25 protein-coding genes are annotated in these 23,190 nt (G+C 60.6%); 13 read left to right on the forward strand and 12 right to left on the reverse strand.

From position 1 onward, the window contains the following. Positions 1-251: 251 nt before the first annotated feature. Positions 252-1,448, reverse strand: coding sequence for a class I SAM-dependent rRNA methyltransferase (locus tag PMI21_RS11580; protein WP_007939318.1), 1,197 nt, complete (start codon positions 1,446-1,448; stop codon positions 252-254). A 232-nt stretch (positions 1,449-1,680) separates the two neighbouring features. On the opposite strand from PMI21_RS11580, the gene PMI21_RS11575 reads away from it, so the two are divergent. Genes PMI21_RS11575 through PMI21_RS11565 form a run of 3 tightly spaced genes read left to right on the forward strand, consistent with a single transcriptional unit; the run spans position 1,681 to position 3,713 of the window. Beyond that, on the forward strand, positions 1,681-2,493 hold the full coding sequence (locus tag PMI21_RS11575; RefSeq protein WP_162130339.1) for an HDOD domain-containing protein: 813 nt from the start codon (positions 1,681-1,683) through the stop codon (positions 2,491-2,493). Between the two features lie 29 nt (positions 2,494-2,522). After that, the gene (gene mutM, locus PMI21_RS11570; RefSeq protein WP_007939320.1) at positions 2,523-3,335 is read left to right on the forward strand and encodes a bifunctional DNA-formamidopyrimidine glycosylase/DNA-(apurinic or apyrimidinic site) lyase; all 813 of its coding nucleotides are present in this window, start codon (positions 2,523-2,525) and stop codon (positions 3,333-3,335) included. Positions 3,336-3,389: 54 nt separating this feature from the next. Continuing rightward, positions 3,390-3,713 (forward strand): multidrug transporter, encoded by a 324-nt coding sequence (locus PMI21_RS11565; protein ID WP_007939321.1) that lies wholly within the window; start codon positions 3,390-3,392, stop codon positions 3,711-3,713. Between the two features lie 49 nt (positions 3,714-3,762). Here PMI21_RS11565 and PMI21_RS11560 read toward each other — a convergent pair whose 3' ends face one another. The 5 genes from PMI21_RS11560 to PMI21_RS11540 all read right to left on the reverse strand — a co-directional run bounded on the left by PMI21_RS11560 (position 3,763) and on the right by PMI21_RS11540 (position 8,405). Continuing rightward, the gene (locus PMI21_RS11560) at positions 3,763-4,014 is read right to left on the reverse strand and encodes a YfhL family 4Fe-4S dicluster ferredoxin (protein WP_003195146.1); all 252 of its coding nucleotides are present in this window, start codon (positions 4,012-4,014) and stop codon (positions 3,763-3,765) included. 123 nt (positions 4,015-4,137) lie between these two features. Further along, positions 4,138-4,617, reverse strand: a complete 480-nt coding sequence (gene coaD, locus PMI21_RS11555) for a pantetheine-phosphate adenylyltransferase (protein WP_007939322.1) — start codon at positions 4,615-4,617, stop codon at positions 4,138-4,140. 115 nt (positions 4,618-4,732) lie between these two features. Further along, on the reverse strand, positions 4,733-6,328 hold the full coding sequence (locus tag PMI21_RS11550) for a GMC family oxidoreductase (RefSeq protein ID WP_007939323.1): 1,596 nt from the start codon (positions 6,326-6,328) through the stop codon (positions 4,733-4,735). Positions 6,329-6,400: 72 nt separating this feature from the next. Further along, positions 6,401-6,946 (reverse strand): hypothetical protein, encoded by a 546-nt coding sequence (locus PMI21_RS11545; protein ID WP_007939324.1) that lies wholly within the window; start codon positions 6,944-6,946, stop codon positions 6,401-6,403. Positions 6,947-6,974: 28 nt separating this feature from the next. Next, positions 6,975-8,405 carry a coniferyl aldehyde dehydrogenase gene (locus PMI21_RS11540; protein ID WP_007939325.1) on the reverse strand — a complete coding sequence of 477 codons (1,431 nt, stop codon included), beginning with the start codon at positions 8,403-8,405 and terminating at the stop codon, positions 6,975-6,977. Between the two features lie 146 nt (positions 8,406-8,551). Here PMI21_RS11540 and PMI21_RS11535 point away from each other — a divergent pair, with 146 nt between their 5' ends. Together PMI21_RS11535 and PMI21_RS11530 are read left to right on the forward strand one after the other, a co-directional pair. Continuing rightward, complete coding sequence (locus PMI21_RS11535) at positions 8,552-9,223, forward strand: TetR/AcrR family transcriptional regulator (protein ID WP_007939326.1); 672 nt, start codon at positions 8,552-8,554, stop codon at positions 9,221-9,223. 33 nt (positions 9,224-9,256) lie between these two features. Then, positions 9,257-10,111, forward strand: a complete 855-nt coding sequence (locus PMI21_RS11530) for a sulfurtransferase (protein ID WP_007939327.1) — start codon at positions 9,257-9,259, stop codon at positions 10,109-10,111. A gap of 14 nt (positions 10,112-10,125) precedes the next feature. Here PMI21_RS11530 and PMI21_RS11525 read toward each other — a convergent pair whose 3' ends face one another. The 5 genes from PMI21_RS11525 to PMI21_RS11505 form a co-directional block, all read right to left on the reverse strand. Next, positions 10,126-10,956, reverse strand: a complete 831-nt coding sequence (locus tag PMI21_RS11525; RefSeq protein ID WP_007939328.1) for an AraC family transcriptional regulator — start codon at positions 10,954-10,956, stop codon at positions 10,126-10,128. Between the two features lie 3 nt (positions 10,957-10,959). Continuing rightward, on the reverse strand, positions 10,960-11,970 hold the full coding sequence (locus PMI21_RS11520; RefSeq protein WP_007939329.1) for a hydrolase: 1,011 nt from the start codon (positions 11,968-11,970) through the stop codon (positions 10,960-10,962). Positions 11,971-12,043: 73 nt separating this feature from the next. Beyond that, positions 12,044-12,661 carry a 16S rRNA (guanine(966)-N(2))-methyltransferase RsmD gene (gene rsmD, locus PMI21_RS11515; protein WP_007939330.1) on the reverse strand — a complete coding sequence of 206 codons (618 nt, stop codon included), beginning with the start codon at positions 12,659-12,661 and terminating at the stop codon, positions 12,044-12,046. Continuing rightward, positions 12,661-14,151, reverse strand: a complete 1,491-nt coding sequence (locus tag PMI21_RS11510) for a M16 family metallopeptidase (RefSeq protein ID WP_007939331.1) — start codon at positions 14,149-14,151, stop codon at positions 12,661-12,663. The genes rsmD and PMI21_RS11510 overlap by 1 nt, the downstream gene beginning before the upstream one ends. Next, a complete protein-coding gene (locus tag PMI21_RS11505; protein WP_007939332.1) occupies positions 14,144-15,499 on the reverse strand; it encodes a M16 family metallopeptidase in 1,356 nt (451 codons plus the stop codon). The genes PMI21_RS11510 and PMI21_RS11505 overlap by 8 nt, the downstream gene beginning before the upstream one ends. A 345-nt stretch (positions 15,500-15,844) precedes the next feature. Here PMI21_RS11505 and ftsY point away from each other — a divergent pair, with 345 nt between their 5' ends. The 4 genes from ftsY to rpoH all read left to right on the forward strand — a co-directional run bounded on the left by ftsY (position 15,845) and on the right by rpoH (position 20,008). Beyond that, entirely contained in the window at positions 15,845-17,350 is a 1,506-nt protein-coding gene (gene ftsY, locus PMI21_RS11500; protein WP_007939335.1) for a signal recognition particle-docking protein FtsY, read from the forward strand. Next, a complete protein-coding gene (gene ftsE, locus PMI21_RS11495; protein ID WP_007897888.1) occupies positions 17,347-18,018 on the forward strand; it encodes a cell division ATP-binding protein FtsE in 672 nt (223 codons plus the stop codon). Before ftsY ends, ftsE begins: the two co-directional genes overlap by 4 nt. Further along, positions 18,015-19,040 (forward strand): permease-like cell division protein FtsX, encoded by a 1,026-nt coding sequence (gene ftsX / locus PMI21_RS11490; protein WP_007939337.1) that lies wholly within the window; start codon positions 18,015-18,017, stop codon positions 19,038-19,040. The genes ftsE and ftsX overlap by 4 nt, the downstream gene beginning before the upstream one ends. Positions 19,041-19,153: 113 nt before the next feature. Next, positions 19,154-20,008 (forward strand): RNA polymerase sigma factor RpoH, encoded by an 855-nt coding sequence (gene rpoH, locus PMI21_RS11485; RefSeq protein WP_007939338.1) that lies wholly within the window; start codon positions 19,154-19,156, stop codon positions 20,006-20,008. Between the two features lie 110 nt (positions 20,009-20,118). Here rpoH and mtgA read toward each other — a convergent pair whose 3' ends face one another. Further along, positions 20,119-20,841: a monofunctional biosynthetic peptidoglycan transglycosylase gene (gene mtgA / locus PMI21_RS11480; protein WP_007939339.1), complete on the reverse strand. Its 723-nt coding sequence runs from the start codon at positions 20,839-20,841 to the stop codon at positions 20,119-20,121. Between the two features lie 74 nt (positions 20,842-20,915). On the opposite strand from mtgA, the gene PMI21_RS11475 reads away from it, so the two are divergent. The 4 genes from PMI21_RS11475 (at position 20,916) to trmB (ending at position 23,171) form a co-directional block, all read left to right on the forward strand. Further along, positions 20,916-21,287 (forward strand): DUF423 domain-containing protein, encoded by a 372-nt coding sequence (locus tag PMI21_RS11475; protein ID WP_007939340.1) that lies wholly within the window; start codon positions 20,916-20,918, stop codon positions 21,285-21,287. Positions 21,288-21,377: 90 nt separating this feature from the next. Then, positions 21,378-21,578, forward strand: a complete 201-nt coding sequence (thiS, locus tag PMI21_RS11470; RefSeq protein ID WP_007939341.1) for a sulfur carrier protein ThiS — start codon at positions 21,378-21,380, stop codon at positions 21,576-21,578. 63 nt (positions 21,579-21,641) lie between these two features. After that, positions 21,642-22,436, forward strand: coding sequence for a thiazole synthase (locus PMI21_RS11465; protein ID WP_007939343.1), 795 nt, complete (start codon positions 21,642-21,644; stop codon positions 22,434-22,436). Positions 22,437-22,445: 9 nt separating this feature from the next. Continuing rightward, on the forward strand, positions 22,446-23,171 hold the full coding sequence (gene trmB / locus PMI21_RS11460) for a tRNA (guanosine(46)-N7)-methyltransferase TrmB (RefSeq protein ID WP_007939344.1): 726 nt from the start codon (positions 22,446-22,448) through the stop codon (positions 23,169-23,171). The last annotated feature ends 19 nt before the right edge of the window (positions 23,172-23,190 follow it).

Consider the following 23,190-nt stretch of genomic DNA (forward strand, 5'->3'; position numbering starts at 1 on the left):
GACAACTCAATCATAGGCGGTAATGGGCGCTTATCAAGAGGATATTAAGTAGGAATATTCCAGTAATTTTGTCGGAGCGATCTTGGGTTTGGAACAGTGTTGTAAGTTATATTCTTTCAAATAAAAGATGCAGGGAAACGTCCTGCAAGTCTGTAGGACTGCAAGAGTAAGACGATGGGGCGGAAGGGGGGATGTCGCGGCGCTGGAACGGCTGACGGAGAGCCTGTCGGCTCCCCGTCAAACCGACGTACTCAGCTGTTTGGCAGCAGACGGCAGGTGATGCTCTTGATGTAGCGGGTTTCGGCAATGGCCGGGTGTACCGGGTGATCCGGTCCCTGACCGCCGCGCTCGAGCATCTGGATGTTGCGGTCCAGATGACGGGCGCTGGTCAGCAGGATGTTCTGCAGATCGTCTTCCGGCAGGTGCATCGAACACGAGGCGCTGACCAGGATGCCGTCCTTGCTGAGCAGGCGCATGGCTTGCTCGTTCAGGCGACGGTAGGCGCCTTCACCGTTTTTCATGTCTTTCTTGCGTTTGATGAAGGCAGGAGGGTCGGCCACGATGACGTCGAAACGCTCTTCGCTGGCTTTCAGCTCTTTGAGGGCTTCGAACACGTCGCCTTCAATGCAGGTCATTTTTTCGGCGAAGCCGTTCAGTGCGGCGTTGCGCTCGACGCCGTCGAGGGCGAAGGCCGAAGCATCGACGCAGAACACTTCACTGGCGCCAAAAGCGGCCGCTTGCACGCCCCAGCCGCCGATGTAGCTGTACAAATCCAGTACGCGTTTACCTTTGGCATAAGGTGCCAGGCGCGCGCGGTTCATGCGGTGGTCGTAGAACCAGCCGGTTTTCTGCCCCTGGATGACTGGCGCTTCGAACTTCACGCCGTTCTCTTCCAGCGCCACCCACTCCGGCACCAGGCCGAACACGGTTTCGACGTAACGATTGAGGCCTTCGGCGTCACGGGCGGCGGAGTCGTTCTTGAACAGGATGCCGCTCGGCTTGAGCACTTGGGTCAGCGCCGCGATCACGTCATCTTTGTGAGCTTCCATGGTCGCCGAAGCGATCTGGACCACCAGGATGTCGCCGAAACGGTCGACCACCAGGCCTGGCAGCAGGTCGGAGTCGCCGTAGACCAGACGATAGAACGGCTTGTCGAACAGGCGATCACGCAGCGACAGGGCGACGTTCAGGCGATGCACCAGCAGCGACTTGTCCAGCGGCAACTTGATGTCGCGCGACAGCAGGCGGGCGCAGATCAGATTGTTCGGGCTCATGGCAACGATGCCCAGCGTCTTGCCGCCAGCGGCTTCGAGGATCGCCTGATCGCCAGCCTTGAAACCGTGCAATGGGGTGGCGGCTACATCGATTTCGTTGCTGTAGACCCACAGGTGACCGTTGCGCAGGCGTCGGTCGGCGTTGGCTTTGAGGCGCAGGCTAGGCAGGGACATGACGTCGCTCCGGAAAAAAGAGCGGGAGTATAGCGTGTTGAGGGAGTGGCGGGTTTGACGGACGATGAAACGCGTATGACGCCATCGCCAGCCCGCACACATATGGATTGAGTTTGACTGGCTGTCGGATCGATCTTTTTAAGGGTTAGAATCCCCGCCTGACCCGGAGTGCGTACTTATGTCCCAAGAGCTGTCTTCTGAACAGATTCAACAGTCCCTGCAAGGCATCAGTGTGCCGCCCCAGCCGCAGATCATGGTGGATCTGCAGATGGAGCAATATATGCCCGACCCGGACCTGGAGGTGATCGCCAAGCTGATCTCCCAGGACCCCGGGCTTTCCGGCGCCTTGCTGAAAATCGTCAATTCGCCTTACTACGGCTTGAGTAACAAGATCACCGCGATCCAGCGTGCAGTGAACCTGTTGGGCAGCCGTTCGATCATCAACCTGATCAACGCGCAGTCGATCAAGGGCGAGCTGAACGACGACGCCATCGTCACCCTCAACCGTTTCTGGGACACGGCGCAGGACGTGGCGATGACCTGCCTGAGCCTGGCCAAGCGCGTCGGTGTCCAGGCCGGTGATGAAGCTTATGCGCTGGGCCTGTTCCACGATTGCGGCATCCCGCTGATGCTCAAGAAATTCCCCGATTACATGAAAGTGCTGGAGCAGGCCTATGCCAGTGCCAGCGCCGAATGCCGCGTCGTGGATACCGAGAACAAGCACTACAACACCAACCACGCCGTGGTCGGGTATTACACCGCCAAGTCCTGGCGTCTGCCGGAACATGTCACCCAGGCCATTGCCAACCATCACAATGCCCTGGCCATTTTCAGCGATGAGTCGTCGCGTAATACACCGCTGAAAAATCTGCTGGCCATTCTGAAGATGGCCGAGCACATTTGCGCCTCCTATCGGGTGCTGGGCAACCAGGCCGAAGACCACGAATGGAACACTGTCGGGCACCTGGTGCTCGATTACATCGGTCTATCGGAATACGATTTCGAAACCCAGAAACAAGAAATTCGTGACCTCGCCACGCGTTGAGTGTCGAACTCGCCTGATTCGAGAGCCCCATGCCTGAACTGCCGGAAGTCGAAACCACCCGCCGCGGAATTGCACCGCACCTGGAAGGCCAGCGCGTCAGCCGGGTGATCGTACGTGAGCGCCGTCTGCGTTGGCCTATCCCCGAAGACCTGGATGTGCGGCTGTCGGGCCAGCGCATCGTGCTGGTGGAACGGCGGGCCAAGTACCTGCTGATCAATGCCGAGGTCGGCACGCTGATCAGCCATTTGGGCATGTCGGGGAATCTACGGCTGGTGGAAGCCGGCTTGCCGGCGGCCAAGCATGAGCATGTCGACATCGAACTGGAGTCGGGCCTGGCCCTTCGTTACACCGACCCGCGCCGGTTCGGGGCGATGCTCTGGAGTCTCGACCCGCTGAACCACGAATTGCTGGTTCGCCTGGGGCCGGAGCCGTTGACCGATCTGTTCGACGGCGAGCGTCTGTTCCAGCTGTCCCGCGGGCGGTCCATGGCGGTCAAGCCGTTCATCATGGATAACGCGGTGGTGGTGGGCGTCGGCAATATCTACGCGACCGAAGCGCTGTTTGCTGCCGGCATCGACCCGCGCCGCGAAGCCAAGAGCATTTCCCGGGCGCGTTATTTGAAGCTGGCGATCGAGATCAAGCGCATCCTGGCCCTCGCCATCGAACGGGGCGGTACAACGTTGCGGGACTTTATCGGCGGCGACGGTCAGCCAGGTTACTTCCAGCAGGAGCTGTTCGTGTACGGCCGTGGTGGTGAGCACTGCAAGGTTTGTGGCACGGGGCTGCGGGAAGTCAAACTTGGGCAGCGCGCCAGCGTCTTTTGTCCGCGCTGTCAGAGCTGATATCGGCTACGGTCTATAGTCAGTGTTCTCACTGCCTAGCCGAAGGACCGTGCCATGAATCTGTTTCGAACCCTTGTCGTCACGCTGCTGCTGAGCGTCGGTGCGCCCGCGCTGGCTACTGAGAACGGCAGCGGCGACCCGCGTTACACCATCCAGAATCCACCGGCCTACGCCATGCTTGGCGATCTGCTGATTGCCCGACCGTTGCTGGTGGTGGCGACAGTGATCGGTGCCGGGGCGTTTGTGGTGTCGTTGCCATTTACCGCGCTGGGCGGCGGCATTGGCGATGCGGGGCAGGCGCTGGTGGTCGACCCGGCGAAAGCGGCGTTTGTGCGGTGTTTGGGGTGTATCGGGGAAGGGTTTGAGCAGCGGGAGTGAGGCATAAAAAAGATCGTCCGAACGCGGTTCGGACGATCTTTTCAGGCTTTCAAGCCTTACCGGTAATCTTCCGGTACTTCTCCATCAACTGTTCTTCAGTTTCCGGATGGGCTTCGTCCAGCGGAATGCAATCCACGGGGCAGACCTGCTGGCACTGCGGTTCGTCGTAGTGGCCGACACATTGCGTGCACAGATTCGGGTCGATCACGTAGATCTCTTCGCCCTGGGAAATGGCGGCGTTCGGGCACTCGGGTTCGCAGACGTCGCAGTTGATGCAATCGTCGGTGATGATCAGGGACATGCTAACTCCAGCCGGGGCGGCAGGCCCTGGCGCAATAAACCAATGCGCACAATTGTGCCGCATTGGCGCCCGCAGTGCACGCGGGCGCGATCAAGTGCAGCAGATCGCAGCCTTCGGCAGCGCCTACTTTTTGAAGCGTTCGGTGAGGGCGTCAGCCACCACCGGGTGGACAAACTTGGTGATATCGCCGCCCAGGGCGGCGATTTCACGGACCAGTGTCGAGGAAATGAACGAATAACGTTCGGACGGGGTAAGAAACAGGCTTTCCACATCCGGTGCCAGTTGGCGGTTCATGTTGGCCAGCTGGAATTCGTATTCGAAGTCCGACACCGCGCGCAAACCACGCAGGAACACATTGGCGTTCTGCTCTTTGGCAAAATGCGCGAGCAGCGTCGAGAAGCCGACGACTTCAACGTTCGGCAAATGTTTGGTGACCTCGCGGGCCAGCTCCACACGTTGTTCCAAGGGAAACAGCGGGTTTTTCTTCGGGCTGGCGGCGACGGCGATGATCACGTGATCGAACAGGCGCGAGGCGCGTTCGACCAGATCGCCATGGCCCTTGGTAATAGGGTCGAAGGTACCTGGGTACAACACTCGGTTCATCGCGTCGTCCTGGCGGGAGTCCGTTGGGGAGTCGGATGGTATCGCAGCCTTCCCGGTCGGCCAAGTCGCCTGTTGGGTAAGAAAGCACTATAGACGATGGGAATATTCCGCGTTTTCATGGGTTTTTCAAACGCTCGGCCAGTGAATTCGCCAGTTGTGCCGTCAGTCCGTAGACCGACAATTGTGGGTTTGCACCAATGCTGGTGGGGAATAGCGAGCCGTCGTGAATCGACAGATTGCGCAGTTGGTGATGTCGGCCGAGGCTGTCGGTCACGGCGTTTTTCGGGTCTTCACCCATGGCACAACCGCCCATCACATGAGCACTGCCCAGGCGCGTGCGATACAACTCAAGGCTCAATCCATCGATCAAGGCACGCGCTTCGGCGAGGGTTTTCACGTAACGGGCGTCGGCATGCATCGGCATCACAGCGTTGGCGCCACCGGCGAACTGGATCTCGGCCATGCTATGGAACGCCCGGCGCAACCCATCCCAGGCATACGGTGAGACCTGATAGTCGAGCACCGGCGTGCCGTCACTGCGCAATTCGACACTGCCGCCGGGGCTGTCCGGGTGAAAACCGTCTCGCAGCAACGCCAGCATGGCGTGGGTATGCGGCAGGTTTTCCATGTGCCGGGCGTTTTCCGTGCCGAAGCCCCCGAGCAGGGTGGTGGCCAGCGCCGGGTGCAGCGGTGGGACCTCCAATTTGTAGGACATCTTGCCGGTGATGCCGTCCTGCCACTGGAAATGGTCGGAATAAATCGACTGCGGCGCGCCGTAGAACGGGTTGATCACCTCGTCGAACAATCCTGCAGACATGTTGACCAAATGCAGGAACGTCCGTTTTCCCAGTCGCTCATGCGGATCCGGCGCCTCTGAGCGCAACAGCAGCGCCGGGCTGTTGATCCCGCCGCCGGCCAGCACGTAATGCCGCGCCTTGACCGTGATCGTGCGACCGGTAGGGGCAACGCAACGCTCATCCATCACCACGCAGTGCAGGCCCGTGACCTTGCCGTCCTTGATCGACAGCTTTTCAGCGCGGGCCAGATAGAGCAGCTCGCCACCTTTTTCCAGGGTCGCGGGGATGGTCGTGACCAGCATCGATTGCTTGGCGTTGGTCGGGCAACCCATTCCGCAGTAGCCGATGTTCCAGCAGCCGCGCACGTTGCGCGGGATTACATGCCAGGCGTAGCCGAGTTTTTCGCAGCCTTTGCGGATGACGTCGTTGTTGGCGTTGGGCGGCACCCGCCACGGGGCGACGCCCAGGCGTTGTTCCATTTTCTCGAACCAGGGCGCCATCTCGGCCGGGGTGTGGCCTATGACGTCGTGCTCTTTGGCCCAGTGTTCGAGCGTCGGATCCGGGGTGCGAAAGCTCGAGGTCCAGTTGATCAGCGTGGTACCGCCCACCGCCCGGCCCTGGAGGATGGTGATCGCACCGTCCTTGCTCATGCGCCCGATGCCTTCCTGATAGAGGCTGGTGTAGGCCTGATCCTCGAGCATCTTGAAGTCGCTGCTGGTCTTGAGCGGGCCTTCTTCAATCAGCAACACCTTGTAGCCGGCGGCGCTGAGGATTTCGGCGCTGGTCCCGCCGCCGGCACCGCTGCCGATGATCGCCACATCCGCTTCGAGGGTCAGGTCCTGGGTCAGTTGGGCGCCGTTGTAGGTTTTCCAGCCACGGGCCAAGCCTTCGCGGAACGGATCGGGTACGGGCATCGTCAGGTTCTCTTGTTGTTATGTTTTGGGTGCGATGGTGAAGCGGCTGGCGCCTTCGCGGGTGCTGCGGTCTCAAACGGTGGGCGGCCCCGGATACCCGCAATGCACCCAAGACTCCGCCCGGCTGTACCACGCCATCATCACCAATTGCAGCAACGAGCTATGACCCATGCGCAGCAGGCTCAACGAGCTGTTTTCCCAACGGTCGAGAAAGTGTCGGATGGCTTCGCTGCTGGCATTTTCCCAACTGCCCCAGATCCCGGTCAGTGGGCCGCGGGTGATGCTCATCCCCAGCACATCGAACAGTTGCCGGGTCAGTTTGAGCATTTCTGGCGACAGGTGATTGAGGCTGTAATCCAGGCTTTGGAGGGTGCCTTCGACGGCGGCCGGCATTTTCTCGACGGCCACGGCACCGTCGAGCATCACCGGGATCAGTGCCCGCAAAAACAGCAGATCACCGCTGCGCAGAATCGCGAAGCCGCTGGCCGCCGTGCTCGACGAGCAGCCGCTGAGGCTCGCGCCTAATCCGGCCGTGGCCAGAAAGGCGCTGGCGCCCAGGCTGAATTTAAGCAGGCCGCGCCGTGACAGCGCAGGTGTATCGGACAGGCTTGGGCTCATTATTGTTATTACCCGGCGGTGTTGATCGTTAGCGGATAAACAGCCTCTGGATCAATTTCTGAATGGATTTGCCGTACGGCGGATAGATCAGCTTCGCCGCATTGAAACGCTGTTTGATCAGCACGCCCTTGGCCTTGCTGAAGGTCAGGAAACCCTCATGGCCGTGGTAGTGGCCCATGCCCGAGGCGCCGATGCCGCCGAACGGCATGTCGTCCTGGGCTACGTGCAGCAAGGTGTCATTGAGGCATACGCCGCCGGAATGGGTTTCGTGGAGAACGCGGTTTTGCTCGCGCTTGTCGTAGCCGAAGTAATACAGCGCCAGCGGACGAGGCCGTTGGTTGATGTAGGCAAACGCTGCATCGAGATCCTTGTAGGGGACGATCGGCAACAGCGGGCCGAAAATTTCGTCCTGCATCACCGTCATGTCGTCGCTGACGTTGAGCAGCAGGCTATGACCCATGCGCCGGCCCTGGCCCTGATCGAACAGCGGAATCAGCAACGCGCCCTTGCTGGTGGCGTCGCTGAGGTAGCCGTTGAGCCGTGCCAGTTGTCGCTCATTGATGATGGCGGTGTAGTCCGGATTGTCGGCCAGGGTCGGATAAAACCCGCGAATGGCCTGGCGATAGGCTTCGACGAAAGAGCCGACGCGGTCTTCCGGCACCAGCACGTAGTCCGGGGCAACACAGGTTTGTCCGGCGTTGAGGGTCTTGCCGAAAGCGATGCGTTCGGCGGCGTCCTTGAGCGGCACGTCGCGGGAAACGATGGCCGGGGACTTGCCGCCCAGTTCGAGGGTCACCGGGGTCAGGTTCTCGGCGGCGGCGCGCATCACGTGTTTGCCAATGCTGGTGGCGCCGGTGAACAGCAGGTGATCGAAGCGCAGCCGGGAGAACGCCACGCCGATATCGGCCTCGCCGAGCACCACGCAGACCAGGTCTTGAGGGAATATCCGCCCCAGCAATTCCTTGAGCAGCAAACCGGTGGCGGGGGTCGATTCGCTGAGTTTGAGCATTACCCGGTTACCCGCCGACAACGCACCCACCAGCGGCCCGATGGCCAGGTAAAGCGGGTAGTTCCACGGCACGATCACCCCGACCACGCCCAATGGCTGATAAACGACTTTGGCCGACGCGGGTTGAAAGGCGATGCCGACTTTGCGCCGTGAGGCTTTCATCCAGCCTTTGAGGTGCTGGCTGGCGTAGTGAATGCCGTGCAGGCTGGGCATCAATTCGGCGAGCAGGGTTTCGTCGGCGCTGCGGTGGCTGAAATCCTGGCTGATGGCGTCGACCAAGGCCTGACGCTCATTGCTCAACAGGTCCCGCAACGCCTTTAGCCATTGTTGGCGCTGAGCCGCAGGCGGCATTGGGTTGCCTGCATACGCGGCGCGTTGAGCATCGAACAGGGTTTGGAGCTCGTCCAGAGGCTGCTGCAGGTTCTTCAGGTAGGCGATGTCAGCAGGCATGGTCGGCTCCGGATTTATTGTAATGAGGGGATTTTTAGAGTCTATGCTCTAGAAAGTCAAATGACATCCTGACGCAGCTTTGTTTTATCCACTCCCGGATAGGTCGTAAGATGCCCGTCACCGCACTCTGAATTAAAGCTCAAGCCATGGCCCCTCGGATCAAAACCAGCGAGCGCATCGTGCAGAACAGCCTGGAGCTGTTCAATCAGCAGGGCGAGCGCAGCATCAGCACCAACCACATTGCTGCCCACATGGAGATTTCTCCGGGCAACCTGTACTACCACTTCCCCAACAAGCAGGCGATCATCGCTGTGCTGTTCAGTGAGTACGAAAGCCTGGTGGACAGCTTCCTGCGCCCGCCCCAGGGCCGCGCCGCGACGGTCGAAGACAAGCGCTTCTACCTCAAGGAGTTGCTCGCCGCCATGTGGCGCTACCGGTTTTTGCATCGCGACCTCGAGCACTTGCTCGACAGCGATCCCGAGCTGGCCGCTCGTTACCGGCGCTTTTCCCAGCGCTGCCTGATCCAGGGCACCGCCATTTACGAAGGGTTCGTCGCGGCTGGCATCCTGAACATGGATAAGGTTCAGATCGAATCCCTGACCCTCAACGCCTGGATCATCCTCACGTCGTGGGTGCGGTTTCTGTGCACCACGCGGGAAAACTCCAACCACTTGAGCGAACAGGCCATTAAGCGCGGCGTGTATCAGGTGTTGGTGCTTGAGGCCGGGTTCGTCACCGATCAATCGCGCGACGCGGTATATGCGCTGTTCGACGAATTTTACGTGCCACTGGCCCAGGCGCTGGAAGAAGTGCATTAGGATTCAAGACTGACAACATCACAGGAGCCCGTTATGCCCATTGCGCAACTGATCAGCCCGCAAGTGTTGGACCTGAAAAAGGAGACCCCGGGGCTGGTGATTCTGGATTGTCGTTTTGCCCTGGAAGACCCGGATTACGGTCAGCGCAGTTATGCCGAAGGGCATATTGCCGGGTCGAGCTTTGCCGATCTTGAGCGTGATCTGAGCGGGGCGGTGGTCAAGGGGGTTACCGGGCGTCATCCGTTGCCTGAACCCGAAAAGCTGATCGAGCGCCTGCAAGCCTGGGGCATCAATGCCGACAGTGAAGTGGTTTTGTACGATGACGGTCCCGGTGCCTACGCGGCGCGGGCCTGGTGGTTGCTGGCCTGGCTGGGCAAGCGCGACGGTGTGTTTATTCTCGATGGCGGGCTAAAAGCCTGGCACGCCGCCGGATTACCCCTGAGTCTTGATCCGCCGTCGATCACCCGCGGCACCTTCACCGGGACGCCGGATGCTTCGCTGGTGCTCAGCGCCGAACGGCTCCAGCAACGTCTCGGCCAGCCCGCGTTGACCTTGCTCGACGCCCGCGCCTTGCCGCGCTTCAAGGGCGAAGTGGAGCCGATCGATCCGATTGCCGGGCACATTCCCGGCGCGCAATGTGCCGCGTTCACCGAAAACCTGGGCAGCGACGGGCGCTTCCTGCCGGCCGATCAGCTCAAGCAGCGGTTTGCCGCGAAGCTCGGTAGTCGTAAACCGACGGAGCTGGTCGCGTATTGCGGTTCCGGTGTGACGGCTTGCCACAACCTGTTCGCCCTGTGTCTGGCGGGTTACCCGTTGGGGGCGTTGTATGCCGGTTCGTGGAGCGAGTGGATCAACGATCCCGCGCGAGGCGTCGCCACCGGCGAATAAAGATTGGCACACGGTTACTCCAGTCGCGCGCTGCGATACGCCCCCGGTCCTACGCCGTAAACCTGCTTGAATTGCCGACTCAGATGGCTCTGGTCGGCAAAACCCAGTTGCGTGGCGACTTCCAGCGGCAGGCAACCGCCCTGTAACAACGCCCGTGCCCGAGCGATGCGCTGCTGCATCAACCAGGCGTGCGGCGGCATGCCGGTGGCGCGGCGGAACACCCGGGCGAAGTGGAAGGGGGACAGGTTCACCGTCGCTGCCAGTTCTTCCAGCGAGGGCGGCGCCGCCAATTGCGATTGCAGCCGTTCTTTGGCCAGAGTCACCGCCCGGTGTTCCTTGCCGGGTTTGCCGGCGATCGGGACGGCTGCGTGGCGTTGCAACAACGACAGCATCATTTCCCGCCAGACCGTTTGCTGCTGCAGGGCCGTGGACGGACTTTCCAGCAGTCGATGCAGTTGGCAGAACCCCCTCACCAGATCCGGGTCGCGGTACAGCGTGGCGCCAAACGCCGGCAAGGTGTCGCTCGGCAGTTCAAGCTCTTCCAGCAGCGAGAGAATTTGCCCGCTGTCGGGATAAAACGCCCGGTACAACCAACCGTCTTCCGTACCTTTGTGGCCGGTGTGCAGTTCGTCCGGGTTGATCAGCACCAGAGTGCCGCTGCCCGCCAGATGCTCGGCACCGCGATAGCGATAACGCTGGGCGCCGGCCATGATCATGCCGATCACATAGCCGTCATGCACATGAGGGGCGAAACGGTGCTCGATGTAGCGCGCAGACAACAACTCGACCCCGGCCAGTGGTGCCGTTTGCCAGAAGTGGATCGACTCGCCCTGATCGACTTCCACTGTTTACTTGCGCCCTGTGGCGGCCAGCCATTGGGGAATGCGCCGTTCCAGGTAGTAACCCGGTTGCCTGAACGAGCCCTCGACGAAACCCACATGCCCGCCCTTGGCCTGCAGCTCGAATTGAGTGCTGGCGGACAATTCGTCGGCTTGCGGCAGGCTATGCGGAAACACAAACGGGTCGTCAGCCGCCTGGATAATCAGGGTCGGTGTGCGAATCTCTCCAAGGAAATAACGACTCGAAGCGCGACGATAGTAATCCGCGGCATCGGCGAAACCATTGAGCGGTGCAGTGACCCGGCCGTCGAAATCCCAGAAGGTGCGCAAGTTCTCCAAAGAGCCCAGCGCCTCCAATGCCGCCAGGCCATCCTCATGCCCCTCATGCTGGAATCTGCGCTGTTTGTTCTTGATGTAGGCGACCATCTCTCGCATGAAATGCGCTTGATAGAACTGGGAAAACCCCTGGCTGATACGATCGGCGCAGTGATCGAGGCGAAACGGCACCGACACTGCCACCGCGCCGAGTACACCGCTGTTGCTGCCGGTTTCACCCAGATGCTTGAGCAACACGTTACCACCCATGGAATAACCGACCGCATACAGCGGCGCGAGGGGGCGTTGGGTGCGCAGGTGTTTGATGGTTTCGGCCAAATCTTCACTGGCCCCGGAATGGTAGCTGCGCGGCAACAGATTGGGCTCGCCGGAGCAACCTCGCCAGTTCAGCGCGACGCTGGCCCAACCCTGGGTGCTCAGCGCCTTCTGCATCCCGGCCACATAAGGCGAATTCGACGAGCCGGTCAGGCCGTGCAATACCAGCACCAACGGTGCATTCGCGCTGTGGGGGGCGTGCCAGTCCAGGTCAAGGAAATCGCCATCTTCAAGCCACAATCGCTCGCGCTCACGCTCGATATGTGTGGTTTTGCGCCATAGCGGTCCCCACAAGGTTTGTAGATGCGGATTACCCAGGCCGTAGGCGGGCGTGAAGGCGGGGGTGAAACGTTCTGGCAGATGGGACACGATTGCTCTCGATGCTGCGGCGCTTACCCGCAGCGTTAGCTGACTGAGCTTCGCACCGTTTTCTCAGGCCGGACTAGCCGGCGATCCCTGCCATACGTTGCCACAACGCGTAATACACCCGTCCGGATTTCTGCTCCCGATGCAGGCGCCAGTTTCCCGGCAAACCAAGTATCGACGGTGCTGTTTCGCTTTCAGTGTAGACCCACGCATCGTCGGCCAGCCAATGACGCTCTTCGAGCAGGGTGCAAACGACTGGCAAAAGATTCTGATTGAACGGCGGGTCGAGGAATACCAGGTCGAACGCCGTGGCCGGTTGGGTTTCCAGATAGCGCAAGGCGTCGGCAGTCTGTACCTGACCGTTGGTGCAGCGCAGGGTGCCCAGATGCTCTTTCAGACTGGACACCGCGACGTTGCTGGCGTCCAGCGCCTGGCCCATGGCCGCGCCACGGGACAAGGCTTCCAGAAACAGCGCGCCGCTGCCGGCAAACGGATCGAGCACCTTGGCCCCGGCGACGTAAGGCGCGAGCCAGTTGAACAGGGTTTCACGCACCCGGTCCGGAGTCGGGCGCAGGCCGGGAGCATCCGGGAAACTGAGCTTTCGGCTGCGCCATTCGCCACCGATGATGCGCAGTTGGTTCACGCCGTTGTGCACGTTGTGAATGGGTTTCTTTGGACGGGATGGGCTGGCCATTAATGCTCCGGAACCCCGAGCGGTTGCTCGGCGGGTTTGTCAGTAGGGGCCGGTAACGGCTTTTGTAGCACGGTCGGGCCAGCGCTGACGATGACCAGTTTGTCCGTGCTCAGGTGTTTGTTCAGTGCGGCTTTGACTTGCTCGACGGTCAGGCTCTGGGACTGTTGCATGAAGTCTTCCAGGTAACTCAGCGGCAAGTTGTAAAAGCCCATGGCGCCGAGCTGACCGACGATATCGGCGTTGCTGGCGGTGGACAACGGGAAGCTGCCAGCCAGTTCACGCTTGGCGTCGTCGAGTTCTTTCTCGGTAGGGCCGGTCTTAAGGTAGTCGGCGAGCACATCCTGCACCAGTTTCAGGGTGCCTTCGCTCATTTCGGCGCGGGTTTGCAGGTTGATCATGAACGGGCCGCGAACCTGCATCGGGCTGAAACCCGAATACACGCCGTAAGCCAAGCCACGCTTCTCACGCACTTCGCTCATCAGCCGGGTGCCGAAGCCTCCGCCGCCAAGAATCTGGTTGCCCATGGACAGCGCCGCGTAATCCGGATCGTCACGGTCGATACCCAGTTGCGCGATCATCAGGTTGGTCTGCTTGGACGGAAACTCGATGTGGCCGATGCTGGGCTTGGGGTCGGTCGGCTGTTCGACTTTCGCCAGGGCCGGGCCTTTAGGCAGGTCGGCGGACACTTGGGCGGCAACCGCCTCGGCATCGGCGCGCGACAGGTCGCCTACCAGCGCAATCACCACATTGCCGGCGGCGTAGGCTTTCTGATGGAAGGCTCGCAACTGCGCCAGAGTGATCGGTGGAATGCTCTTCGCCGTGCCGTCGCTGGAATGCGCGTATGGGTGAGCGCCATACAAGCGGTTCATCAGCTCGATGCTGGCGAGTTTGCCGGGGTTCTGTTTCTGGTATTCGAAGCCGGCCAGCATCTGGTTCTTGATGCGCGCAAACGAGTCGGCGGGGAAGGTTGGCTTGCCGACGACTTCAGCGAACAGCTTCAAGGCAGGCGTACGTTTGTCCACGGCACTCAGGCTGCGCAAGGAGGCAAGCGCCATGTCTTTGTACGCGCCGTTGCTGAAGTCGGCGCCCAATCCTTCGAAGCCCTGAGCGATGGCACCGACATCTTTGCCGGCCACCCCTTCGTTGAGCATGGCGTTGGTCAGCAGTGCCAGGCCGGGTGCATCGCCGTCCTGGCTGCTGCCGGCGGCGAAGATCAGGCGCATGTCGAACATCGGCAGTTCGCGGGCTTCGACGAACAGCACCTTGGCGCCTTCGGCGGTGTTCCAGGTCTGCACGTTCAGCGAGCGATGGCTTGGAGCCTTGCCGTCGAGTTCGGCCAGCGATTGCAGCTTCTGGCTGGACTTGGCCTTGTCGAGGGCTTCGCTGGCGTTGGACTCGCCGGGTTTTGACAGATAGAAGGCGGCAGACCCGATCAATGCGACAGCGATCAGGCCGATCAGGGCCAGACGCGACTTTTTACGCTCACTCATGAGTCGTCTCCTGTGGCAGTACATGGGCGACGCTGAGACGTTCGCGGGTGAAATACAGCTTGGCGGCCTTCTGGATGTCTTGCGGGGTCACGCTTTCCAGGTCGGCGAGTTCGGTGTCCATCAGTTTCCAGGACAGGCCGACGGTTTCCAGTTGGCCGATGGCGGTGGCCTGGCTGGTGATCGAGTCACGCTCAAAGACCAGGCCGGCAATGACCTGCGCTCGCACCCGCTCCAGTTCTTCAGTGGACGGCGCGGTGGTTTTCAGCTGTTCGAGCAGTTTCCACAGGCCGGCTTCAGCCTGGGCCATGGTTTTCTTCTTCTGGGTGTTCGGCGAGGCCGACAATGTGAACAGGCTATCACCACGGGTGTAGGCGTCGTAGCTCGACGAACCGCCGGACACCAGTTCTTCGCCGCGTTCCAGTTGCGTCGGGATGCGGCCGCTGTAGCCGCCGTCGAGCAGGGCGGAAATCAAGCGCAGGGCATTCACCGAGCGTTTGTCTTCGGCGGTGGCAATGCTCGGCACGTTGAAGGCCAGCATCAGGCTCGGCAATTGGGTCTGCACATGCAGGGTGATCTTGCGTTCGCCGGGCTCAGCCAGCTCCAACGGGATTTTCGCCGGTGGCACGTCGCGCTTGGCGATCGGGCCGAAGTAACGCTGGGCCAGGGTTTTGACTTCGTCCGGGGTTACATCGCCGACCACCACTAGAGTGGCGTTGTTCGGCACATACCAGGACTGGTACCAGTGGCGCAGTTCTTCGACCTTCATGCGATCGAGGTCGGCCATCCAGCCGATGGTCGGCGTGTGATAGCCGCTGGCGGGGTAGGCCATGGCCATGAAACGTTCGTAGGCCTTGGACATCGGCTTGTCGTCGGTGCGCAGGCGCCGTTCTTCTTTGATCACCTCGATTTCGCGGGTGAACTCGTCGGCCGGCAGGCGCAGGTTGGCCATGCGGTCGGCTTCCAGTTCGAAGGCCACGCCCAGACGGTCGCGGGCCAGCACCTGGTAATACGCGGTGAAGTCGTCGCTGGTGAAGGCGTTCTCTTCGGCACCGAGGTCGCGCAGGATCAGCGAGGCTTCGCCGGGGCCGACTTTCTCGCTGCCCTTGAACATCATGTGTTCCAGTGCGTGGGACAACCCGGTCTGGCCCGGGGTCTCGTAGCTGGAGCCGACCTTGTACCAGATCTGGGAAACGACGACCGGCGCACGATGGTCTTCACGCACGACAACCTTCAGGCCGTTGTCGAGGGTGAATTCGTGGGTCGGTTGTGGATCGGCAGCCAGGGCCGAGAGGGGCAGACAAACTGTGCTGAGCAGCAGGCCTGCAGCGCGGCGGGCTAGAGCATTCATTCGTTTTTAAACCTGTTGGGCTGCCCGCTTGGTCTTAGCGTCGGCGGGCGAGAGGGTGCTAGGATACTGATCCGTTTTACTGGCGGCCACGCCTATCAGGCCTTTGATCGGCTTGCAGGTTGTATGGGTTACCGGCAGAAGCTTTGAGTTTGTCAGCTAAACTCTGCGTTTTCGCCGACGATGCCGTTCCAGTCCTTCGTATTAGTCGACCTTTGAGGTGCCGTTGGCTCCTCGACAAAATGTTGCGCGTGAACAAGCTGGATGAATCGCAGTCTGTTCAGCATCGAATTATTTATTTGCCGAGGCGCCTTTTGGCGCGTCGCTACCGTGAGATAGCCGTCCTCCATGTTTGGTTCCAACGACGACAAGAAGACCCCAGCTGCGGCTGGTGAGAAGAAAAGCCTGTTCGGATGGCTGCGCAAAAAGCCGCAGGAACCCGTTGTCGAACAGCCACAGCCACTTTCTGAGCCAGCCCCGTCACCGGTTATAGAGCAAAAGCCTGCGCCGATTGCCGAGCCGGTGCTGCAACCTGCGGCCGCGCTTGCAGCTGAAACCGAAGTCGCGGCCCCATTGCCGCTGACGCCAGTTGCCACGCCGTGGCTGACATTGCCGGTAGCGGAAGAACCGGTGGCCCTGGTCGAAGATGAGCAAGCGCCGCACATCACACCACCGATTCCGGCCCCGACTGCGTTTGCTCCAGAGCCGGTTCGGGCGCCAGTGGTTGAACCGGCAGCCGTTGCGCCCGTGTTCGTGGCCGAACCTGCTCCAGTGGTTCCAGAGCCTGTAGTGCCAGCATTTGTTGCTCCGGTTGCTCCGGTTGCTCAAGCGCCTGCGCCAGTACCCGTCATCGCTCCTGTTGCCGCCACACCGGCTGCGCCCGTCGAAGCTCCAGTCGAGCCTGTGCGTACCGAAGAGACCAAAGCCGGTTTCTTCGCCCGTCTCAAGCAAGGCCTGTCCAAGACCAGCGCCAGCATTGGCGAGGGCATGGCCAGCCTGTTCCTCGGCAAGAAAATCATTGACGACGAACTGCTCGAAGACATCGAAACCCGTTTGCTGACCGCCGATGTTGGCGTCGAAGCGACGTCGGTGATCATTCAGCGCCTGACTCAGAAAGTCGCCCGCAAGGAGCTGGCCGATGCCAATGCGCTGTACAAGTCCCTGCAAGCCGAATTGGCAGCGATGCTCAAACCGGTCGAGCAGCCGCTGAAAATCACCTCGCAGAACAAGCCGTTCGTGATTCTGGTGGTCGGCGTCAACGGCGCCGGCAAAACCACCACCATCGGTAAGCTGGCGAAGAAGCTGCAACTGGAGGGCAAGAAAGTCATGCTCGCCGCCGGTGACACCTTCCGCGCCGCAGCGGTTGAGCAATTGCAGGTATGGGGTGAGCGTAACAAGATTCCGGTGATCGCCCAGCACACCGGCGCCGACTCGGCTTCGGTGATCTTCGACGCCGTGCAGGCCGCCAAGGCCCGTGGCATTGATGTGCTGATCGCCGACACCGCCGGTCGCCTGCACACCAAAGACAATTTGATGGAAGAGTTGAAGAAGGTTCGCCGGGTGATTGGCAAACTCGACGCCGACGCGCCCCATGAGGTGCTGTTGGTGCTCGACGCCGGTACCGGCCAGAACGCCATCAACCAGGCCAAGCAATTCAACCAGACCGTCGAATTGACCGGCCTGGCGCTGACCAAACTCGACGGCACCGCCAAGGGCGGGGTGATTTTCGCCCTGGCCAAGCAGTTTGGCTTGCCGATCCGTTACATCGGCGTCGGTGAAGGCATCGACGATTTGCGTACTTTTGAAGCGGAACCCTTTGTCCAGGCATTGTTTGCCGAGCGGGAGCGTTCATGATTCGTTTCGAACAGGTCGGTAAACGCTACCCGAACGGTCACGTCGGCTTGCATGAGCTGAGCTTTCGAGTCCGTCGGGGCGAATTCTTGTTTGTCACCGGCCATTCCGGCGCCGGTAAAAGCACCTTGTTGCGGCTGCTGCTGGCCATGGAACGTCCGACCACCGGCAAATTGCTGCTGGCCGGACAAGACCTGAGCACCATCAGCAACGCGCAGATTCCGTTCCTGCGCCGGCAGATCGGCGTGGTGTTCCAGAACCACCAGTTGCTGTTCGATCGCACGGTGTTCAATAACGTCGCGTTGCCGTTGCAGATCCTTGGCCTGTCTAAGGCCGAGGTCGCCAAACGCGTGGACTCGGCCCTGGAGCGCGTGGCGCTCTCGGACAAAACCGATCTGTACCCTGGCGACCTGTCTACCGGTCAGCAACAGCGCGTCGGCATTGCCCGGGCCATCGTTCACCGCCCGGCCTTACTGCTGGCGGACGAACCGACTGGTAACCTCGACCCGCGTCTGGCGGCAGAAATCATGGGCGTGTTCGAAGACATCAACCGCTTGGGCACCAGCGTGCTGATCGCCAGTCACGACCTGGCGCTGATTGCCCGCATGCGTCACCGCATGCTGACCCTGCAGCGTGGCCGATTGATCGGCGACGGGGAGGCCGGTGTATGAGTGCGACACGTAGCCCCAAGGTTTCCGAGCGCGTGGCCCCGAAGGCCGCCGATCCGCAACCGCAACAGAAGAAAAAGCGCGACGATGACGACGGCCCGGATTTCGCCACGCTGTTCCGCGCCTGGATCGAGAGTCATCGTGCCAGTTTGCTGGACAGCTTGCGTCGCTTGGGCAAGCACCCGATCGGCAGCTTTTTCACCTGTATGGTGATGGCTGTGGCCCTGAGCTTGCCGATGGGTCTGTCACTTTTACTGAATAACGTCGAGCGTCTGGGCGGTTCCTGGCAGCGTGCGGCGCAGATTTCCCTGTACCTGCAACTTGAGGCCAGCCCTGCCGAGGGTGAGTCGTTGCGTGAGCAGATCAAAGGCATACCGGGTGTGGCCGATGCTGAATATGTCGGTCGCGATCAGGCGCTGGAAGAGTTCCAGCAACAGTCCGGGCTCGGTGAGGCGCTAAAGGAATTGCCGGAAAACCCGCTGCCAGGCGTGGTCCTGGTGACTCCGAAAGAGGTCGACAAGCCCGCGCTTGAAGCATTACGACAAAAACTTTCCGAATTGCCGAAGGTACAACAGGCGCAACTTGATCTAGTCTGGGTCGAGCGTCTGGCGGCCATCCTCAAGCTGGGCGACCGTTTTGTCTTCGGTCTGACCGTGCTTTTGGTTTCTGCATTACTTTTGGTGATAGGCAATACCATTCGTCTTCATATTGAAAACCGCCGCACAGAGATAGAAGTGATTAAACTCGTCGGCGGCACGGACAGTTATGTGCGCAGGCCCTTTCTGTATATGGGCGCGCTTTATGGCTTCGGTGCGGGGATTCTTTCCTGGGGCGTATTGGCGTTCGGCCTGAACTGGCTGAACGACGCGGTGGTTGGACTGGCCGGTTTGTACGGCAGTGATTTTGCGCTGGCCGGAGTGCCAGTTGCCGACGGTCTGTCGCTCTTGCTTGGCGCGGTGCTGTTGGGGTATATCGGTGCATGGATTGCAGTCGCACGCCACCTGCGGGAGCTTGCGCCAAAGTAATATCATTTTGCTCGTATTGACCTTTCAGCGTTTATGGGAACTTGTTTTTCGGTTTCCGGTCAATTTTCGCAGTGCTGAACTGCACGAGTTATGTAAGTCGGAGGTTTTTTCGTATGACCAATTCTTTGCAGCCTGCATATGCTCTGGTCCCGGGTGCGAACCTGGAGGCCTATGTGCACACGGTGAACAGCATTCCATTGCTGACGCCGGAGCAGGAGCGTGAACTGGCCGAGAGTCTCTATTATGAGCAGGATTTGGGGGCGGCTCGGCAGATGGTGCTCGCCCACCTGCGTTTTGTCGTACACATTGCCCGTAGCTATTCCGGCTACGGCCTGGCCCAGGCTGACCTGATCCAGGAAGGCAACGTCGGCCTGATGAAAGCGGTCAAGCGGTTCAACCCGGAAATGGGTGTGCGCCTGGTGTCCTTTGCGGTGCACTGGATCAAGGCGGAAATCCACGAGTTCATCCTGCGCAACTGGCGGATCGTCAAAGTCGCGACCACCAAGGCCCAGCGCAAGCTGTTCTTCAACCTGCGCAGCCAGAAGAAGCGTCTGGCCTGGCTGAACAACGAGGAAGTCCATCGTGTGGCGGAAAGCCTCGGCGTCGAGCCGCGGGAAGTCCGCGAGATGGAAAGTCGCCTGACCGGCCATGACATGGCCTTCGACCCGGCCGCGGAAGCGGACGACGACAGTGCCTTCCAGTCGCCGGCCAACTATCTGGAAGACCACCGGTACGATCCGGCCCGTCAACTGGAAGACGCCGACTGGAGCGACAACTCCAACCACAACCTGCACGAAGCGCTGGAAGTGCTGGACGACCGCAGCCGCGACATCCTCTACCAGCGCTGGCTGGCAGAAGAAAAAGCCACGCTGCACGACCTGGCGCTGAAGTACAACGTGTCGGCCGAGCGTATTCGTCAGCTCGAGAAGAGCGCGATGAACAAGCTCAAATTGTCGATCGCCGCGTAACCCGCACGAAGGCAATAAAAAAACGCCCCGATCATTCGATCGGGGCGTTTTTGTTTGTGCCCAATATTTGCGGTAACCGAACCCCTTGTAGGAGCGAGCGGTGCATTAAGTCATTGCGACCAAGGCGCCCGGCGTGAATCGTTGAGGCCGACCAGATAGCTGTCCCCGCCCAACTGATTCATCTGCTGGCGAATCCACCCGGCCCGCCTTGCAACGTAAGAAGTCGGATGGCTGGCGCTCCACACTCGCGGGTTCGGCAGTACCGCCGCCAGCAAACTTGCCTGCTGTCGGGACAGCGAACCAGCGCCCACGCCAAAGTGATGCCGGGCCGCTGCTTCGGCGCCAAACACGCCTTCATCCCACTCGGCACTATTGAGGTACACCTCAAGAATCCGCTGCTTGGGCCAGAACACTTCGATCAACCCGGTAAACCAGGCTTCCAGGCCTTTACGCAGCCAGCTACGGCCAGACCACAGAAACAGGTTTTTCGACACTTGCTGGCTCAGAGTGCTGGCGCCGCGAATCGAGCCGCCGCGCTCGTTATGCGCAAACGCCGCCTGAATCGCGCTGAAATCAAAGCCCCAATGCTCGGGAAACTTCTGGTCTTCACCGGCAATCACCGCGACTTTCAGGTCGTCGGAGATTTCATCCCAGGGTTTCCAGGTGCGTTGTAAGTCAATCGGTTCGCCGTCGAACCAGGATTCGATCTTGCGCTCGACCATCAATGCCGTTCCCGGTGGCGGCACCACCCGAAACAACAGAACCAGCAAAACGCTGCCGACCGCGAACCAGAGCAGGGCCTTTGTGATACGACGGAAAATTAACTGCAGCATAGAGATGGCTTGGCCGAACCCGTTGAGCCGGCCATTATACAGACCCTGTTGATCGAGTCTGACTGGAGTTCTTCATGCTGCGTGGCTTTCTGATGCTGGCCGCTTTCTTCGGCTTCACCGGCGTTGCCTTGGGCGCATTCGCCGCCCACGGCCTGAAAAACCGCCTGACGCCTGAGTATTTGGCGATTTTCCACACGGGCGTCACTTATCAACTGGTGCATACCCTCGCGTTGCTGGGTGTGGCACTGCTGGCCACGCAGATTCCCGGTCGTCTGATTACTTGGGCCGGTGCGTCGTTTGCCATCGGCATTCTGTTGTTTTCCGGCAGCCTGTACCTGCTGACGATGACCGGCGTCAGCAAGCTTGGGATCGTCACACCCTTTGGCGGTCTGGCGTTCCTGGTCGGTTGGTTGTGCCTGGGGCTTGCCGCCTGGCGGTTGAGCTGACCACGCGGTCCATTTCGTGACGAATGGCTTGGGTCGGCCTGACTGATCGGGCTAGAATGCCAGCCCCTAAAAATGATGGCGGCATTCGGCATGCGCATTCAGTTGAACGGCGAATCCCTTGAACTGCCCGACGGTGAAACCGTTGCGGCCCTGCTGACCCGTCTGGAACTGACCGGGCGCCGGGTGGCGGTCGAGCTCAATCTGGATATCGTCCCGCGCAGCCAGCACACAGAAACCACGCTGAACGACGGTGACTCGGTCGAAGTGGTGCACGCCATCGGCGGCGGCTAGCCGTCTGGCCCGAGCGGCCACAGAATCATTTTGCAAGAACCTCACCCCAACAGAGGATTTCCCATGAGCATCGTTCGTAGCGACAAGCCCTTCGTCCTGGCCGGTCGTACTTACCAGTCGCGTTTGCTGGTAGGCACCGGCAAGTACCGTGACATGGAAGAAACCCGCCTGGCCATCGAGGCTTCGGGTGCCGAGATCGTCACCTTCGCCGTGCGCCGGACCAACCTCGGCCAGAACCCGGGCGAACCGAATCTGCTCGAAGTCCTGTCGCCGGATCGCTACACCTTCCTGCCGAATACCGCCGGTTGCTACGACGCCATCGAAGCCGTGCGCACTTGCCGCCTGGCCCGTGAGCTGCTCGACGGCCACAACCTGGTGAAGCTGGAAGTGCTGGCGGATCAGAAAACCCTGTTCCCCAATGTGATCGAAACCCTCAAGGCCGCCGAAGTGCTGGTCAAGGAAGGCTTCGACGTGATGGTGTACACCAGCGATGACCCGATCATTGCCCGTCAACTGGCGGAAATCGGCTGCATCGCGGTCATGCCGCTGGCGGGTCTGATCGGCTCGGGCCTGGGGATCTGCAACCCGTACAACCTGCAGATCATCCTTGAAGAAGCGAAAATTCCGGTGCTGGTGGATGCCGGTGTCGGTACTGCCTCCGACGCCACCATCGCCATGGAGCTGGGCTGTGAGGCGGTGCTGATGAACTCGGCCATTGCCCATGCCCAGCAGCCAATCATGATGGCCGAAGCCATGAAACACGCCATCGTGGCAGGTCGTCTGGCCTACCTCGCCGGCCGCATGCCGAAAAAACTCTATGCCAGCGCCTCCTCGCCGCTGGATGGTCTGATCAAGTAAGAGCCATTGATGACTGAATCAAACGACACGCCTATCCAGCAGGAAGAAGGCGAAGAGCGCCAACACCGCCGCATCAAGAGTTTTGTGATGCGCGCCGGGCGCATGACCGAAGGCCAGCAACGCGGTCTGGAGCAGGGCGCTCCGTTGTTCGTACTGCCTTTGGCCGATGCACCGGTGGATTTCGACCAGGTGTTCGGCCGTTCGGCACCGCGCTCGCTGGAAATCGGTTTCGGCATGGGCCACTCGCTACTGGAAATGGCTGCGGCCTCGCCGGAGCAGGATTTCATTGGCGTCGAGGTTCACCGTCCAGGTGTCGGCGCGCTGCTCAATGGCGTGCTGACTCAGAGCCTGACCAACCTGCGTGTCTACGATTGCGATGCGATCGAAGTGCTCAACCGTTGCATTGCCGACAACAGCCTCGATCGCCTGATGCTGTTTTTCCCGGACCCGTGGCACAAGAGCCGTCACCACAAGCGTCGTATCGTTCAGGCCTCGTTCGCTGAACTGGTGCGCAGCAAGTTGAAGGTCGGTGGGGTGTTGCACATGGCCACTGACTGGGAACCGTACGCTGAGTACATGCTGGAAGTGATGAACGTCGCCCCGGGCTATCGCAACCTCGCCGAAGACGGCAAATGCGTGCCGCGCCCGGCCGAACGCCCGATCACCAAGTTCGAACGCCGCGGCGAACGTCTTGGACATGGGGTGTGGGATCTGAAGTTCGAAAAACAGAACTGACCGACCTGAAGCCCGTAGG

Source organism: Pseudomonas sp. GM18 (assembly GCF_000282195.1).
GTDB lineage: Bacteria > Pseudomonadota > Gammaproteobacteria > Pseudomonadales > Pseudomonadaceae > Aquipseudomonas.

Bases quoted from the DNA above. Each gene is read 5' to 3' on its own strand.
- PMI21_RS11530 (WP_007939327.1), top strand. From the start codon at position 9,257: ATGCCCATTGCGCAACTGATCAGCCCGCAAGTGTTGGACCTGAAAAAG.
- PMI21_RS11465 (WP_007939343.1), top strand. From the start codon at position 21,642: ATGAGCATCGTTCGTAGCGACAAGCCCTTCGTCCTGGCCGGTCGTACT.
- PMI21_RS11540 (WP_007939325.1), bottom strand. From the start codon at position 8,405: ATGCCTGCTGACATCGCCTACCTGAAGAACCTGCAGCAGCCTCTGGAC.
- PMI21_RS11550 (WP_007939323.1), bottom strand. From the start codon at position 6,328: ATGCCCGTACCCGATCCGTTCCGCGAAGGCTTGGCCCGTGGCTGGAAA.
- PMI21_RS11580 (WP_007939318.1), bottom strand. From the start codon at position 1,448: ATGTCCCTGCCTAGCCTGCGCCTCAAAGCCAACGCCGACCGACGCCTG.
- rsmD (WP_007939330.1), bottom strand. From the start codon at position 12,661: ATGGCCAGCCCATCCCGTCCAAAGAAACCCATTCACAACGTGCACAAC.
- PMI21_RS11560 (WP_003195146.1), bottom strand. From the start codon at position 4,014: ATGTCCCTGATCATCACCGACGATTGCATCAACTGCGACGTCTGCGAA.
- PMI21_RS11545 (WP_007939324.1), bottom strand. From the start codon at position 6,946: ATGAGCCCAAGCCTGTCCGATACACCTGCGCTGTCACGGCGCGGCCTG.
- ftsX (WP_007939337.1), top strand. From the start codon at position 18,015: ATGAGTGCGACACGTAGCCCCAAGGTTTCCGAGCGCGTGGCCCCGAAG.
- PMI21_RS11510 (WP_007939331.1), bottom strand. From the start codon at position 14,151: ATGAGTGAGCGTAAAAAGTCGCGTCTGGCCCTGATCGGCCTGATCGCT.
- mtgA (WP_007939339.1), bottom strand. From the start codon at position 20,841: ATGCTGCAGTTAATTTTCCGTCGTATCACAAAGGCCCTGCTCTGGTTC.
- PMI21_RS11535 (WP_007939326.1), top strand. From the start codon at position 8,552: ATGGCCCCTCGGATCAAAACCAGCGAGCGCATCGTGCAGAACAGCCTG.
- mutM (WP_007939320.1), top strand. From the start codon at position 2,523: ATGCCTGAACTGCCGGAAGTCGAAACCACCCGCCGCGGAATTGCACCG.
- rpoH (WP_007939338.1), top strand. From the start codon at position 19,154: ATGACCAATTCTTTGCAGCCTGCATATGCTCTGGTCCCGGGTGCGAAC.
- trmB (WP_007939344.1), top strand. From the start codon at position 22,446: ATGACTGAATCAAACGACACGCCTATCCAGCAGGAAGAAGGCGAAGAG.
- ftsY (WP_007939335.1), top strand. From the start codon at position 15,845: ATGTTTGGTTCCAACGACGACAAGAAGACCCCAGCTGCGGCTGGTGAG.
- coaD (WP_007939322.1), bottom strand. From the start codon at position 4,617: ATGAACCGAGTGTTGTACCCAGGTACCTTCGACCCTATTACCAAGGGC.
- PMI21_RS11505 (WP_007939332.1), bottom strand. From the start codon at position 15,499: ATGAATGCTCTAGCCCGCCGCGCTGCAGGCCTGCTGCTCAGCACAGTT.
- thiS (WP_007939341.1), top strand. From the start codon at position 21,378: ATGCGCATTCAGTTGAACGGCGAATCCCTTGAACTGCCCGACGGTGAA.
- ftsE (WP_007897888.1), top strand. From the start codon at position 17,347: ATGATTCGTTTCGAACAGGTCGGTAAACGCTACCCGAACGGTCACGTC.
- PMI21_RS11475 (WP_007939340.1), top strand. From the start codon at position 20,916: ATGCTGCGTGGCTTTCTGATGCTGGCCGCTTTCTTCGGCTTCACCGGC.
- PMI21_RS11565 (WP_007939321.1), top strand. From the start codon at position 3,390: ATGAATCTGTTTCGAACCCTTGTCGTCACGCTGCTGCTGAGCGTCGGT.